General features: G+C 73.8%; 14 protein-coding genes. 10 read left to right on the top strand and 4 right to left on the bottom strand.

The genetic code is table 11. The annotated features are described in order from the left end of the window. The first annotated feature begins 101 nt into the window (after positions 1–101). The 9 genes from ACIQ9P_RS17435 (at position 102) to ACIQ9P_RS17395 (ending at position 7162) form a co-directional block, all read left to right on the top strand. Entirely contained in the window at positions 102–347 is a 246-nt protein-coding gene (locus tag ACIQ9P_RS17435) for a lipopolysaccharide assembly protein LapA domain-containing protein (RefSeq protein WP_402355985.1), read from the top strand. 59 nt (positions 348–406) lie between these two features. Further along, positions 407–1135 (top strand): amino acid ABC transporter ATP-binding protein, encoded by a 729-nt coding sequence (locus ACIQ9P_RS17430; RefSeq protein WP_402356988.1) that lies wholly within the window; start codon positions 407–409, stop codon positions 1133–1135. A gap of 9 nt (positions 1136–1144) precedes the next feature. Then, positions 1145–2032 (top strand): glutamate ABC transporter substrate-binding protein, encoded by an 888-nt coding sequence (locus tag ACIQ9P_RS17425; RefSeq protein ID WP_402355982.1) that lies wholly within the window; start codon positions 1145–1147, stop codon positions 2030–2032. Between the two features lie 14 nt (positions 2033–2046). After that, a complete protein-coding gene (locus ACIQ9P_RS17420) occupies positions 2047–2691 on the top strand; it encodes an amino acid ABC transporter permease (protein WP_402355979.1) in 645 nt (214 codons plus the stop codon). Then, on the top strand, positions 2688–3557 hold the full coding sequence (locus tag ACIQ9P_RS17415) for an amino acid ABC transporter permease (protein ID WP_402355976.1): 870 nt from the start codon (positions 2688–2690) through the stop codon (positions 3555–3557). Before ACIQ9P_RS17420 ends, ACIQ9P_RS17415 begins: the two co-directional genes overlap by 4 nt. A 137-nt stretch (positions 3558–3694) precedes the next feature. Then, positions 3695–4609, top strand: a complete 915-nt coding sequence (locus tag ACIQ9P_RS17410) for a LysR family transcriptional regulator (RefSeq protein ID WP_045943776.1) — start codon at positions 3695–3697, stop codon at positions 4607–4609. 107 nt (positions 4610–4716) lie between these two features. Next, the gene (locus ACIQ9P_RS17405) at positions 4717–5283 is read left to right on the top strand and encodes a cysteine dioxygenase (protein ID WP_402355973.1); all 567 of its coding nucleotides are present in this window, start codon (positions 4717–4719) and stop codon (positions 5281–5283) included. A 7-nt stretch (positions 5284–5290) separates the two neighbouring features. Further along, positions 5291–6349 carry a YeiH family protein gene (locus ACIQ9P_RS17400; RefSeq protein ID WP_402355970.1) on the top strand — a complete coding sequence of 353 codons (1059 nt, stop codon included), beginning with the start codon at positions 5291–5293 and terminating at the stop codon, positions 6347–6349. A 105-nt stretch (positions 6350–6454) separates the two neighbouring features. Next, positions 6455–7162, top strand: a complete 708-nt coding sequence (locus ACIQ9P_RS17395) for a spermidine synthase (RefSeq protein ID WP_402355967.1) — start codon at positions 6455–6457, stop codon at positions 7160–7162. 57 nt (positions 7163–7219) lie between these two features. Here the strand turns inward: ACIQ9P_RS17395 and ACIQ9P_RS17390 are convergent, their stop codons facing one another. The 4 genes from ACIQ9P_RS17390 to ACIQ9P_RS17375 form a co-directional block, all read right to left on the bottom strand. Further along, entirely contained in the window at positions 7220–9532 is a 2313-nt protein-coding gene (locus ACIQ9P_RS17390; protein ID WP_402355964.1) for a glycosyl hydrolase family 18 protein, read from the bottom strand. Between the two features lie 386 nt (positions 9533–9918). Then, positions 9919–11889: a hypothetical protein gene (locus ACIQ9P_RS17385; RefSeq protein WP_402355961.1), complete on the bottom strand. Its 1971-nt coding sequence runs from the start codon at positions 11887–11889 to the stop codon at positions 9919–9921. A 144-nt stretch (positions 11890–12033) separates the two neighbouring features. Then, positions 12034–12816, bottom strand: coding sequence for a TetR/AcrR family transcriptional regulator (locus tag ACIQ9P_RS17380; RefSeq protein ID WP_402356985.1), 783 nt, complete (start codon positions 12814–12816; stop codon positions 12034–12036). Positions 12817–13065: 249 nt separating this feature from the next. Next, positions 13066–13575 carry an NUDIX hydrolase gene (locus ACIQ9P_RS17375; protein ID WP_402355958.1) on the bottom strand — a complete coding sequence of 170 codons (510 nt, stop codon included), beginning with the start codon at positions 13573–13575 and terminating at the stop codon, positions 13066–13068. A 72-nt stretch (positions 13576–13647) separates the two neighbouring features. On the opposite strand from ACIQ9P_RS17375, the gene ACIQ9P_RS17370 reads away from it, so the two are divergent. Further along, positions 13648–14868, top strand: coding sequence for a serine hydrolase domain-containing protein (locus ACIQ9P_RS17370; RefSeq protein ID WP_402355955.1), 1221 nt, complete (start codon positions 13648–13650; stop codon positions 14866–14868). The last annotated feature ends 10 nt before the right edge of the window (positions 14869–14878 follow it).

Below are 14878 nucleotides of genomic sequence, written 5' to 3'. Positions count from 1 at the left end.
GGGTGACGGGGGGTGAGCCCGCGCGGGGAGGGTTGCCCCGTGCGGGTTACTCCCGGGCGCGTATCCGGGCAAACCCTCCCGATCGACCGCAGACTGCACGGGTGACCAAGATTTCGGACGGCTCCTCCGGTACCAAGCGCAGCGAGATCGGCGGGATCCCCACCCGGTACATCGGGATCGGCGTCATCGTCGTCCTCGCGGTGTGGTTCCTGTTCGCCAACCTCGACAAGGTGCAGATCCAGTTCTGGGTGTTCACCGTGAGCGCCCCGCTCTGGATCGCCCTGCTGGGCACCCTGATCGCCGGCGCGGCCCTCGGCTGGCTGCTGAAGGGGCGGCGCGGACGGTGAGCACCGCCGAGCCGCCGCCCGGACCGGATCCGGGCCCCGGGCCCGGCGGCTTCACCCCGCTGATCGAACTGCGGGGGGTCAACAAGCACTTCGGGGCGCTGCACGTGCTCCAGGACATCGAGCTGACGATCGGCCGCGGCGAGGTCGTGGTGGTGATCGGGCCGTCCGGTTCCGGCAAGTCCACGCTCTGCCGGGCCGTCAACCGGCTGGAGCCGATCGAGTCCGGCACCATCCTGATCGACGGCCGGCCGCTGCCCGAGGAGGGCAAGGGTCTGGCCCGGCTGCGGGCCGAGGTCGGGATGGTGTTCCAGTCCTTCAACCTGTTCGCGCACCGGACCGTGCTGCAGAACGTCTCGCTGGCGCAGATCAAGGTGCGCGGGCGGGGCAGGGCCGAGGCGGACGCCAAGTCCCGGGCGCTGCTGGAGCGGGTCGGGCTGGCGGAGCAGGCGGACAAGTACCCCGCCCAGCTGTCCGGGGGCCAGCAGCAGCGGGTGGCGATCGCCCGGGCGCTGGCGATGGACCCGAAGGCGCTGCTCTTCGACGAGCCGACCTCGGCGCTGGACCCCGAGATGATCAACGAGGTGCTGGACGTGATGCGCCGGCTCGCGCACGAGGGCATGACCATGGTCGTGGTGACCCACGAGATGGGCTTCGCCCGCTCCGCCGCGAACCGGGTGGTCTTCATGGCGGACGGCCGGATCGTCGAGGACCGCGCGCCGGAGGAGTTCTTCGACTCCCCGGAGAGCGAGCGGGCCCGGGACTTCCTCTCCAAGATCCTGAAGCACTGAGGCCCGGCCGTGAAGAAGACCGTCATCCTGCTGGCCGCGGCCCTGTTGCTGGCCGGCTGCGGCAAACCGGGCACCCCGCCGCCCAAGGGGCCGCAGCCCAGCGCGCTGCCCAGCTACCAGGTGATGACCGGGAGCCCGGTGACCGGCTCCCCGACCCTGGACGCGGCCCGCTCCCGGGGGCACCTGGTGGTCGGCGCCAAGGAGGACCAGCCCTACCTCGGCCAGAAGAACCCGGCCACCGGCGAGTACTCCGGCTTCGACATCGAGATCGCCAAGATGGTCGCCGCCGACCTGGGCTTCGGCCCGGACCGGATCGACTTCCGCACCATCGCCTCGGCCAACCGCGAGACCGCGCTGCAGAACGGCCAGGTCGACTACTACGTCGGCACCTACACCATCAACGACAACCGCAAGAAGCTGGTCGGCTTCGCCGGGCCGTACTACCTGGCCGGGCAGTCGCTGCTGGTCCGCAAGAACAACAAGGACATCAACGGACCGCAGGACCTGGACGGAAAGAAGGTCTGCTCGGCGGCCGGCTCCACCCCGTACCAGCGGATCCAGAAGCAGTACCCGAAGGCGCACCTGATCGGCTACGACACCTACTCGGCCTGCGTGGACAACCTGATCACCTCCCAGGTGGACGCCGTCACCACGGACAACACCATCCTCATGGGTTACGCGGCCAAGGTGCCGGACGAGCTCAAGGTGGTCGGCCCGCTGTTCTCCGAGGAGCCGTACGGGATCGGCACGCCCAGGAACGACACCGTGCTGCGCGGCGCGCTGAACGACGCGCTGGCGCGCCACGAGGAGAACGGCGACTGGAAGAAGGCGTACGACGCGACCCTCGGCCTGTCCGGGATCCCCGCGCCCGCCCCGCCGCCGATCGACCGGTACTGAGGGAGGGCCGCGCTGTGAAAACACTGACCGACAACTGGTCGACCTACTGGGACGGCTTCCTCGGCACCCTCTCGCTGTTCGTGGTGAGCGCGGTGCTGGCCCTGGTGCTCGGGGTGCTGATGGCGAGCTTCCGGGTCTCGCCGGTGAAGCCGCTGCGGGTGTTCGGCACCGCCTGGGTGACGCTGCTGCGCAACACCCCGCTCACGCTGCTGTTCTTCATCGTGGTGCTGGGCCTGCCGCGCTTCGACATCACCCTGCCGTTCTTCACCTTCGCGGTGCTCGCGCTCGGCTGCTACACCTCGGCCTTCGTCTGCGAGGCGATGCGGGCGGGCGTGAACACCGTGCCGGTCGGCCAGGGCGAGGCGGCGCGCAGCCTGGGCATGACCTTCGGGCAGACGATGGGGCTGGTGGTGCTGCCGCAGGCGTACCGGTCGGTGGTGGCCCCGATCGGCAGTGTGATGATCGCGCTGGCGAAGAACACCGCGATCGCGGGCTCGTTCAGCGTCACCGAGCTGCTCGGCACCTACCGGACCATCAACGAGCTGGGCTACAGCATCGTCTGGACCTTCGTCTGGATCGCCGTCGGCTACCTGATCATCACCCTGGCCGTCAGCGCCGTGTTCAACCTGCTGGAACGACGACTGGCGGTGTCGCGATGACGGTGGAATCCTCGGCGCTCTACGACATCCCCGGCCCGAAGGCGCTCGCCCGGCACCGGCTGTACGGCGGACTCGCGCTGCTGGCGATCGCCGCCCTGCTCGGCTGGATCGTCTACATGCTCTTCCACACCCAGCAGTTCACCGAGTCCAAGTGGATGGCCTTCGAGTACAAGGGCGTCCAGGAACTGCTGCTGCGCGGGCTCGGCAACACCCTCAAGGCGTTCGGCTGGACGGTGCTGTTCGCGCTGCCGTTCGGCGCGCTGTTCGCCGCCGGCCGGCTGTCCGACCACCGGCCGGTGCGGATGCTGTCCACGCTGGTGGTGGAGTTCTTCCGGGCCATGCCGCTGCTGGTGATGATCTTCTTCATCTTCGTCGCGCTCAAGGTCGCCCCGCTCTGGGCGCTGGTGGCGGGCCTGGTGCTCTACAACGGCTCGGTGCTGGCCGAGGTGTTCCGGGCCGGAGTGCTCGCGGTGCCCAGGGGACAGAAGGAGGCGGCCTTCGCGCTCGGCATGCGCAAGACCCAGGTCATGGCGTACGTGCTGGTGCCGCAGGCGAACCGGGCGATGCTGCCGGCCATCATCAGCCAGCTGGTGGTGGCGCTCAAGGACACCTCGCTGGGCTTCCTGATCACCTACGAGGAGTTCCTGCACGCGGGCAAGCTGATCGCCACCAACCTGGACTACGACCTGCCGTTCATCCCGGTGGTGATGGTGATCGCGCCGATCTACATCGGCATGTGCCTGCTGCTCTCCTGGTTCGCGCACTGGGTCGAGCGGCGCGGCCGGCGCCGGCCGAGCATGAAGGGCGGGGCCCCGGTGGCCAGTGCCGAGGTGTCGATGGGGCTGCCGCCGACCGGTCCGCCGTGATCCGGCGGCCCGCCCGGCGGGGACGCCAGGGGCACCCGTTCCCCGGGTGAACCATAGGTACCAACGAGGGTCGACTCGATACCTCCAAACTCTGCTTATGATTGCCCGGCAGTGGCAGGCGGCCGGGCGGAGGCACAGTGGAGCCGGTATTCGACTCGCGGCACATCCGGACCTTCCACGAGGTCGTCCGGGCCGGCTCCTACTCGGCGGCGGCCCGCGAGCTCGGCTACACCCAGCCCGCCATCACCCAGCAGATGAAGGCCCTGGAACGCAGCGTCGGCCTGCCGCTGTTCACCCGGGCCGGGCGCGGGCTGCGGCTCACCGAGGCCGGCGAGGCGCTCTCCCGGCACGCCGAGCAGATCCTCGGCAGCCTCTCCGCCGCCCAGCAGCAGCTCGCCGCACTGGCCCGGCTGCGCGCCGGACGCGTCCGGGTCTGCGCCTTCCCGAGCGCCAACGCCACCCTGATACCCGAGACCATGGCCCGGCTGCTCGCCGAGCACCCGGGCGTCCGGGTCGAGCTGCTGGAGGCCGAGCCGCCCGACTCCGTGCAGCGGCTGCTGCGCGGCGAGTGCGACATCGCGCTGGCCTTCCGCTATCCCGGCGCGCCCGCCGAGGTGCCGCCGGAGCTGGACGAGATCCCGCTGATGGAGGACCTGCTCACGGTGCTGCTGCCGGTCGGCCACCCGCTCGGCCGCCGCCACGCCGTCCGACTCGCCGACCTCGACGGCGAGCGGTGGATCGCCGGCTGTCCCCGCTGCCGGGCCAACCTGCTGCACGTCTGCGCGGAGGAGGGCTTCGCGCCCGACATCGTGTTCTCCACCGACGACAACCTCGCGGTGCAGAGCCTGGTCGCCGCCGGGGTCGGGATCGCCCTGATGCCCGCGCTGGTGCTCTCCTTCATGTGCCACCGCAAGGTCACCGGCCGCGCCGTGGAGCCGCACCTGCGGCGCCAGGTCAGCGCGTACGTGCTCCGCGAGCACCGGCGGATCCCCGCCACCGCCCTGGTGCTCGACCAGCTGCGGCAGGCCGCGGCCGCCCGGGTCGGGTGCTGATCCGGCCGACCGGACGCCGGAACCGGCCCGATCGATAAGCAGTGTTTGGGGGAGAGCGAAAAAACCCTCCTTGGACGTGATGGGTCGCCCGGGGCGACGCTACCGTCATGACAACGTCAGCCACGGTCGGCAGCGGCCGCCTCACCGAGCGCATGACCGCCCTCGTCGGCGAGATCCGTGCCGTGGTGGACCGCGGACTGCCGCCCGAACTCACCGCCTACCTGGTCGGCGAACGCCTCGCCCCGCACCTCGGCGACGGCGAGCTGCTCACCGCCGAACAGCGCGAGGGCGACCCGGACCGCTACCGCCAGCACGTCCTCCACGCCGAGGAGGACGGCGCCTTCTCGGTCGTCGCGCTGGTCTGGCTGCCCGGCCAGCGGACTCCGATCCACGACCACGTCTCCTGGTGCGTGGCCGGTGTCCACCAGGGCCAGGAGAGCGAGACCCGCTACCGGCTGGTCTCCGACGGCCGCACCGCCCACCTGGTGGAGACCGAGCACGTCGTCGGCCCGGCCGGCACCGTCGCCGCGTTCGCCCCGCCCGGCGACATCCACCTGGTCCGCAACGCCTGCGGCTCCACCGCCATCTCGGTCCACGTGTACGGCGCCGACGTGGCCAAGCTCGGCACCAGCATCCGGCGCGTCTACCGGCTGCCCGCCGGGGAACAGCGGTGAACCCCGTATGGCCCTGATCCTCCGCGACCGCCGGGTCCGGCCGGTCCGCACCCGCGTCCTGCCGCCGCTCGGCGGCGACGCCCCCGGCCTGCTGCTCGCGGTGCTCGGCGTGGCCGCCGCGATCGCCGTCCACCAGGCCGTCCCCGCCGTTCCCAAGCTCACCGCCGCCGTCGCGCTCGGCATCGCCGCCGCCCACCTGCCCGGCCTGCGACCCGTCGTCCGCGGCGTCGCCAGGCCCGGCCTCTCCACGGCCGGCAAGCGGCTGATGCGGATCGGCATCGTGCTGCTCGGCCTCAAGCTCAGCCTCGACGACGTGCTCGGCCTCGGCTGGGCCACCGTCGCCATGGTGCTCACCGTGGTCGGGGCCACCTTCGCCGGTACGCTCTGGCTCGGACGGCGGCTCGGCCTGCCCGGCGACCAGCCGCTGCTGGTCGCCACCGGCTACTCGATCTGCGGCGCCTCGGCGATCGGCGCCGTCAGCCAGGCCGCCGGCAGCGAGGAGGAGGACGTCGCCGCCTCCGTCGCCCTGGTCACCCTCTGCGGAACGCTGGCCATCGCCGTCCTGCCGCTGCTCCAGCACCCGCTCGGCCTCGACCCCGGCGGCTTCGGGCGCTGGGTCGGCGCCAGCGTCCACGACGTCGGGCAGGTGGTCGCCACCGCGCAGACCGGCGGCGCGGGCGCGCTGCGCGAGGCGGTGCTGGTCAAACTGATGCGGGTGGTCCTACTGGCACCGCTGGTCGCCGGGGTCGCGGTGGCCGCCCGGCGCTCGCACCGGCGGGCCGGGACCGAGCCGGCCACCGGCAAGCGACCGCCGCTGCTGCCGCTGTTCGTCGCCGGGTTCCTCGCCATGATCGTGCTGCGCACCACCGGGGTACTGCCCGAGCGGGCCCTGGCGCTCGCCGGGGACACCCAGGAACTGCTGCTCGCCGCCGCCCTGTTCGGGCTCGGCAGCGCCGTCCACCTGCCGACCATGGTGCGCACCGGCGGCCGGATCGCCCTGCTCGGGCTCGGGTCCTGGCTGGTGGTGGCCGGGGTGTCGTACGCCGGAGTGCTGATCACCACATAAATCGGGCACCGACCGGGGCCGACTGGGTTATCGTCGGGCGCGTGGTCCGGCCCCGACGGTCGTCCCGCGTGTCCGTGACCCCGACTCCGCGGAGGAACCCGCCGTATGTACAGCGCCCTTCCCGAACGGGACGGCTCCGCAGCCGTCGTCACACTGGACCGGCGCGAGGGTCCGTTCGGGGAAGTGGCGCTGCGCCGGCGGGGGCGGGACTACGAGATCATCGCCAACGGCTGCTTCCTGATGGACACCGCCGACGGGCGCTCCGAGCGGCTGCTGATCGAGGTGGCGCTGACGGAGCTGGACCGGACCGGGTCGGTGGCGCGGCCGTCGTTGCTGATCGGCGGGCTCGGGGCGGGGTTCTCGCTGGCGCACGCGGCGGCCGAGCCGCGCTGGGGCCGGATCGCGGTGGTCGAGCGCGAGAGCGCGATCATCGACTGGCACCGCGGCGGACCGCTGGCCGCGTTCTCGGCCGGGGGGCTGGCGGACGAGCGGGTCGAGGTGCTGCACACCGACCTGCTGGAGTACCTGGCCGGGGCCGACGGGGCCCGCTACGACGCGCTGTGCCTGGACATCGACAACGGACCGGACTGGACCGTCACCGACGGCAACGCCGGACTGTACGGCGCGGACGGGCTGGCGGTGCTGCGCCACCGGCTGGAGCCGGGCGGGGTGCTGGCGGTCTGGAGCGCCCGGCCGTCGGCGGCCTTCGAGCAGGAGCTGCGGGCGGCCGGCTTCGCCGACGTGGTCACCCACGAGATCGAGGTCGCCCGGGGCGTGCCCGACGCCGTGCACCTGGCCCGCCGCGCGCGGTGAGCGCGGGGCGGGCCAGGGTGTCACGCAGGAGTGTCGCGGAAGGTGCGGCGGACGGGGCTACTTGAGGCCGTTGTCCACCGCGGCCATCAGCTCGCCGTTCGGCGTGTCACCGTCGAAGGCCCAGATCATCGCGCCGGCCAGCCCCTGGGACTTGATCCAGGCGGTCTTGCGGGCGATCTCGGTCGGGTCGTCGTAGGAGTAGAACACCGAGCCGTTGTAGATGTAGGCGTACCCGGCGACCGGGTCCCGGTAGATGGTGTAACCACCGCCGGTGGCCATCTGCTTGAGCTTCTTGTAGTCCTCGAAGCCGGCCTCGTAGGTGCCCGGGCCGGGGCCCGTCGCGGTCTGGAAGAGACCGTTGGTGGTGCCGCGGGGGACACCCGTCCAGCCTCGGCCGTAGAACGGGATGCCCAGCGTGAGCTTGCTCTTCGGGGCGCCGCCGGTGACGTACGCGCCGATCGCGATCTCGGAGCTGAACTGGCGGGCCGGCGGGTTCGGGTCGCCCGCGGCGACCTTGATCGCGGACTGCTGGTTGGTGACCATCTCCCAGCCGCCGTGGTAGTCGTAGCCCTGGATGGTGGCGAAGTCGAAGGCACCGAACAGACCGGGGATGTCGATGCCGGCGGCGACCTTCGCCGGGTCGGCCGGGAGGAACGCGCTCAGCGTGTAGTGCTTGCCGGTGGTGGCGCCGAGGGCGTCCAGCTGGCGGCGGAACTCCTGCGCCAGCAGGGTGTAGTTGGCCTTGTCGGCGGGCCGGAAGATGTTCCCGGTGTGTCCGTCGGAGTTCGGCCACTCCCAGTCGAGGTCGATGCCGTCGAAGATGCCGGCCGCGCTGCCCGCGCCGCCCCGGCCGTCGATCGTCGGCAGGTTGCCCTTGATGTACATGTCGATGCAGGAGCTGACCAGCGCCTTGCGGGAGGCGTCGGTGGCGGCCGCGTCGGAGAACCACTTGCTGTAGGACCAACCACCGAGCGAGATCTGCATCTTGAGGTTGGGGTACTTGGCCTTGAGCTGCTTCAGCTGGTTGAAGTTGCCGGCCAGCTTCTGGTCCCAGGTGTCGGTGGTCCCGGCCACCGAGTTGCCCGCGTCCCAGCCCTTGCCGAAGTCGGCCCAGGCGTCACCGGCGCCGTCGCCCGCGTTCGGGTCGTTGTCCGGGCCGGCCGCCTTGTTGGTGATGAAGCACTGCTTGGTGCTCGGGTGGATGTTGGCGAAGGCGTAGTTCAGCGTGGTGAGCCGGCCGGCCGAGCCCGAGGTGTCGAGCTGCTTCACGCTGTAGCCGCGGGCGTAGATGCTCCACTGGGTGAAGTAGCCGATCTTCATCGCCGCCGGGTTGCTGCCGCCCGGCTTTGTCTTGCCGGTCACCGGGCCGGAGGCGGGCGAGACGTTGCCGGCCGCGTCGCGGGCCTTGACGGTGAAGGTGTAGGAGGTGTCCGGGGCCAGTCCGCCGACGGTCGCGGCGGGGGTGGTCACGGTCGCGGCCAGCGCCGTCCCGCTGTACACGTCGTACGCGGTGACGCCCACGTTGTCGGTGCTCGGGGCCCAGCTCAGCGAGACGGAGTTGGAGTCCGAGCCGGTCACGGCGGGCGTGCCCGGAGTGCTGGGCGCCTCGCGGTCGTCGACCGCGGGGCTGGTGGTGGCGCTCACCGGGCCGGCCGCCGCGGATCGGTTGCCCGCCGCGTCGAACGCCTGGACGGTGAACTGGTAGGCGGTGCCGGCGGTCAGGCCCTGCACGGTGACGGCCGTGGTGGCGCCGTCGGCGGTGGCCACCTTGGTCCCGCCCTGGAACACGTCGTAGCCGGTGACGGCCACGTTGTCGGTGCTGGCGGTCCAGGCGAGGTCCACCGAGGTCTGGGTGACGGTCCCGGTCCGGAGGTTGCCGGGGACGGTCGGCGCGGTCTGGTCACCGCCGCTGCCGTCGCAGGGCTGGCCGTTGATCTTGCAGTTCTTCAGCGCCTGGTAGCTGCCGGAGTAGGCGATGTTGAAGCCGACGTTGTAAGTGCCGCCGGCCGGCAGGGTCGCGGCCCAGCCGGGGTTCTTCACCGTGACGTGGGAGGCCGAGGTGGTGTAGGTCGCGTTCCAGAGGCCGGCCACGGTGTTGCCGGTGGGGAGGTCGAACTCCAGGGTCCAGCCGTTGACCGGGGCGGTGGAGCCGTTGGTGACGGTGTAACTGCCCTCGTAGCCGGTGCTCCAGTCGCTGCCCTTGGCGAACACCGCGGTGACGGACCCGGCGGAAGCCTCGGCGGCCGAGGCCGAGGCCGCGGCACGCTCGGCCGCGGCGCTGGCCATGGTGGCGGGGAGGGCGGCGGCGAGGACCGGGACGAGCAGGGTCCCGGCTGCCAGTAGCGGCAGGCTGATCCGACGTCTGCGCATGGATGTGGCTCCTGTCCTGGGGTCCCGGGGCAGGCCCGGACGCCCCGTTACCCGTGGGGAGGTGTCAGGTGCGTGGAGCAGCGTGGTCCGGGCCATGGGGGTGGCGCGGAACCGGTCCTCGGGCCGTCGGGGTGCCGCGGAGGATCCTTTGCCGAGGGTAGGGAGCCGGCCGGCAACTGGCAATAGGTCTGTACCAGTTGGTGGTCGTGGGCATGACGGACGGCGCGGGGGCCGGCCCGGCCCGCCGGTGCGGGGCGGGCCGGCGGGCCGCGGGTCGGGCCGGGGTGACGACGGCCGCGGTGCGGCGCGTGCGGGGTGCTGTGTTTTCCGCGCGGGTGCGGTGCTGTGCGGGCGCGGGTGCTGGCGCGGTGTGTGTGCGGTGCGGCTCAGCCGAAGGGGTCGCGCTCCGGCGCGGGGACGCTCGGCGGGGCGGACGGCGGCGGCGGGACGGACGGCGGGCCGGGGACGGTGGTGCCGAACGGGTCGGCGGCCCGCTCGGCGGCGGTCACCGTACCGAAGGGGTCGGGGGCGGCGTCCGGTCGGGGCGCGGTGGCGGGCGGCGCGGTGACGGCGGGTGCGGCGGCGGGGGTGCCGAGGATGCCGAAGGGGTCGAAGTCCGGCGGCGGCACCGTCACCGGTGTGCCCTTGAGGGGCTCCGGGTCGTCCGCGGGTGCGGCGGCGGGGGTGCCGAGGATGCCGAAGGGGTCGAAGTCCGGCGGCGGCACCGTCACCGGTGTGCCCTTGAGGGGCTCCGGTGCCTCGGTGGGCGTCCCGGTGCCGGGGGTGCCGAGGATGCCGAAGGGGTCGAAGTCCGGCGGCGGCACCGTCACGGGCGTGCCGTTGGGCGCGGACGGCGCGGCGGGCACGTCCTCGGGGATCAGGATCGGCTGTGCCGGGGTCGGGTCGGCGACCGGGGCGAACGGGTTGAAGTCGGCCGGGGGGACGCGGACCGGGGTGCCGCGCAGGTGCACCGGGAGCTCGGCGGCCTCGTCCTCGGTGGCGGACCCGGGGCTGTCGGCGGCCCGGGGCGGATCGGTGACGGCGGGCGCGGCCGGGGTCGAGGGCGGCGGCGACGGCGCCGTGACGGACACCGGGAGGGGCGCCGGGTACGCGACGGGCGCCGGTTCGGTGGCCGGGACGAGGAGGACGGTGGTGGCGGACAGCGGGGCGGCGGGAGCGGCGGGGACGCCGTCCCAGCCGAACTGAACGGACTTCAGCAGCTCGGCGAACACGTCCGTGTAGAGCTCCCAGTCCTGCGGCTGGCTGGTGGTCAGCTGGACGCAGAGCACCGAGGCGCCGTCCGGCAGCGGGACGAACGCCTCGACCACCGAGGTGACCGCCCAGCGGCGCACTCCGTCGGCGGCCAGCGGGCCGGGGACGGGCACACTGCGGGCCTCGACCAGGACGGCGGCCGGCCCGGCGGGCAGCAGCACCGTCCACACCTCGGCGTGCCGCCGTACGGTGGCGAGCTCGGTGGCCAGACCGGTGATCGGCAGCGGATGCCGGGCCAGCGAGACGACCAGCGTCGCGTCGGCCGCCCTGCCGTCCACCTGGACCGCCGCGACGCCCGCGTAGACGGCGCCGGATCCGGTGATCGCGTCGGCCAGGGCGGCGGCGATCAGCGCGAACTCGCGGCGGTCGGCCGGGCCGGTGCCGGCGAACAGCTCCTCGGCGGTCTCGGCCAGGTGGAGCGTCAGTTCGGCGGCGGCCGCGCCGGTGGCCGGGGCGATCCCGCGGCCGGCCGGGATGCCGTCCACGGGGCCGTTGGACACCGTGCGGGCGGAGACCCCGGGCGGGCCGCCGGGGGCGGTGAGGGCGTGGAACCCGGGCGGGACGACCAGCCGGACCTCGGCGCCCGCGCCGGTCGGCAGCTCGACCGGATGCCGGGTCTGCTGTCCGGCCGCGAGCGCGGCCAGCGGCGCGGCGAACGCGGGGCGGAGCTTGGGGTCGGCGGGCTCGCCGGTCACCGGGAGGTCGAACTGCCCGGCGCTGAGGGCCTCCGGGGAGCCGCCGGCCGCGCCCCGGACCGGGCCGGCCGCGCCGTAGCGGGCCAGCAGCCCGCCGATCGCCAGCGGGGCGAGCGGGGCGCCGCTGCCGGGGCGGGCGGTGCCGGCGGTGACCACGGTGCCGAGCCGGCCGACGGCGGTGTGGACCGGCCCGTTCGGCGCCAGCGGCAGCTGGAACAGGGCTTCGGCGGCCGGGTGCGCGGTGGACCGCAGCGCCGTCAGCACGGCCGCGGGGTGGCGCGAGGCGCGGGCGTCGAAGAGGGCGTCGGTGAGGCTGCCGAGCGTCGCGGAGACCCGCTCCGCGGCCGCGAAGGGAGTGGCCTCCGTGCTGAACTGGCCGTCCTGGGTCAACTGTTGAGCCCCCCGCTCTGCTCGCTGTGCGTTCGCTGGTCCGGATCCCGGTCCGAGGGTGCCCGGCGGGCCGTCGGATCCGTGCACATTCCTATCAGAGGCCGCCGACGCGGAAGAACCGGCCGTCCGCGGCGCCGACCGCGCTCAGAGCCGCTCCGGCGGGTCCTGCGGGTCCTGCGGGTCCTGCGGTTCCCGCGGTTCCCGCGGTTCGTCCGGGGCGGGCGGGACGGCCAGGACGGCGAGGGTGTCGGCCAGGCCGGGGACGGCCAGCAGGCCCGCGAGGTCGCGGACCAGCTTCCCGGTCGGGCCGTCCGGCCGCTCCCCGGCGAAGAAGCCGGCCAGTTCGGCGGCCAGCGCGGGCTCCCGGGCGGCGGTCAGGGTGAGCGAGGCGACGAACTCCTGGACCAGGTGGAGTCGCAGTTCCTCCAGTGGCACCGAGCGGTCGGCCAGCCACTCCAGCGAGGTGATCTCGGCGTTGGCGATCCAGGCCCGGACGGTCAGCCGCAGTCCCGGGCTGGGCGAGGGGAGCGCCAGATGGCCGATGATCTGCTCGTGCGCGGCCCGCCGGACCTCGTCGATCACCGCCGAGGTGTTGGTGCTGGCGGTCACCGAGCCGCCGCGCAACAGCGCGGCGAAGCCGGGGCCGTGGCTCTGCACGAAGTCCAGGTAGCGGCCCATCACCCGGTACAGCCGCTCGGAGAGGGGGCCGTCGGCCGGCTCCTCGAACCGGGCGGACAGCTCCTGGCCGGCCCGCCGCAGCGACTCCTCGTAGATCGCCTGCTTGCCCGGGAAGTAGTGGTAGACCAGCGGCCGCGAGGCGCCCGCGGCCGCGGCGATGTCGTCGATCGACACCTCCTCCGGCGGGCGGTGGCTGAACAGCTCCAGTGCGACGGCGATCAGCTGCTCGCGCCGCTCGTCGACGCTCAGCCGTCGACGCGGCCGCGCGGTGGGCGCGGGCCGTCCGGTGGCTCGCGCCGCTGCCGCCCCACCCTGGGTTCCGGCCCCGTCGCCCGCTCCCGCCCCCGCCCTGCCCGCCTCCTCGGCCGGTTCCGGCGACCCGGTCCGCGCGGCCCGCCCGGTGCGCTCCGGACGGTCGCCGCGCGCGGGCGCGGAGGAGGGGGCCGACGGAGTGCGGGATGCCATGCGCGCCACCCTATCGGCCCCGGTCGGGCCCGGTCAGGAGCGGTGGTGCTCCAGGTAGCGGCGGTACGCCTCGCGGCCGTCGGGGACGAACTCGTCCCGGTCCAGGCGTTCGGCCAGTTCGGCCGGGGTCAGCCAGGTGTGCCAGGCCACCTCCGACTCCTGCGGGGCCACCGGGCCGTCCCACTCGGCCTCGTGCACGTCGGACCACCAGGAGAGGCCGTCGCCCCGGAAGACGAAGCGGAACAGCGGGCGCGGGACGATCCCGGTCACGCCCAGCTCCTCCTCGGCCTCCCGGACGGCCGCCTCCCCGTAGGTCTCGCCGGCGCCGACCACGCCGCCGACGAACATGTCGTGGGCGCCCGGGGCGAACAGCTTGGTGTCGGTCCGCCGGTGCACGAAGATCCGCCCGGCCGGGTCGCGGACCAGGACGAAGACGCACCGGTGCAGCAGCCCCCGCCGGTACACCTCCCCGCGCGGGGCGGTCCCGATCACCCGGTCGTGCTCGTCGACGACGTCCAGCAGCTCATCGGCAGGGTTGGTCATGACCGACAGGTTAGGGTTTCCGGGCGATTCACGGACACACGAACGAGGCACGAGGGACCGGAGGGGCACGCGGTGGTGGAGATCTGGGGCGAGACGGCCGGGGGCTTCGAGCCGGTGCGGGAGGCGTTCGCCCGCAACTTCCGGGACCACGGCGAGCTCGGCGCCGCGTTCGCGCTGTACGTGCGGGGCCGGAAGGTGGTCGACCTGTGGGGCGGCGACGCCCGGCCGGAGGTCGGCGGCCGGCCCGCGCCGGCGGTGCCGTGGACGGCCGACACCGCGCAGGTGCTGCGCTCGGTCACCAAGGGCCTGACGGCGACCACCGCGCTGCTGCTCGCCGAGCGCGGGCAACTCGACCTGGACGCCCCGGTCGCTTCCTACTGGCCGGAGTTCGCGGCGGCCGGCAAGGGCGGGGTGCCGGTGCGCTGGCTGCTGTCGCACCAGGCGGGCGTGCCCGCGCTGGACGTGCCGCTGCGGCTGGAGGACGTGCTCACCTGGGAGCGGGCGGCGGCCGCGGTGGCCGCCCAGCGGCCCGCCTGGGAGCCGGGGACGGCGCACGGCTACCACCCGTACACCTTCGGCTGGCTGGTCGGCGAGGTGGTGCGCCGGGTCGCCGGCCGGACCGTCGGCCAGTACTTCGCCGAGGAGATCGCCCGGCCGCTGGGCCTGGACCTGTGGATCGGGCTGCCGTCCGGTGCCGCGCCCCGGGTCGGCCGGCTGGTCGACCTGCCCGCGCCGCCCTCGGCCAGGACCGGGCCGAGCGGCCTGCGGCTGCGGCCCAAGCAGTCGGTCCGGGACGCCTACCAGGACCCGTCCTCGCTGACCGCGCGGGCCTTCGCCTCGGTGCGCCCCGGGGTGGACCTCAACGACCCGGCGGTGCAGGCCGCCGAGATCCCCGGCGCGGGCGGGATCGGCACCGCGCGCTCGGTGGCGCGGTTCTACGCGGCGCTGATCGGGGAGGCGGACCGGTACGGCAGCGGCGGCGGGACGCTGCCGCCGCTGCTCGGCCCGGAGGTGCTGGCGCGCGCGGTCGGGCCGGTGGTGAGCGGCCCGGACCGGGTGCTGATCGTCAACTCGACGTTCGGGCTGGGCTTCTTCCGGCACAGTCCGACCGCGCTGATGGCCTCGCCGGCCAGCTTCGGCCACCCCGGCCGGGGCGGTTCGCTGGGTTTCGCCGACCCCGGGCTCGGGATCGGCTTCGGCTACGTCACCAACGGCATGCAGCCCGGCGTCACCGGGGACGTCCGCTCCCGCGCGCTGATCCGGGCGGTGCGGGAGTCGCTCGGGGTGTCCTGACCGCCGGGCC

Origin of the sequence: Kitasatospora sp. NPDC094019, from assembly GCF_044764505.1 — a bacterium.
Taxonomy (GTDB): domain Bacteria; phylum Actinomycetota; class Actinomycetes; order Streptomycetales; family Streptomycetaceae; genus Kitasatospora.
Note: the sequence above shows the minus strand (reverse complement) of the source record. Positions and strands in the feature narration are given on the sequence as shown.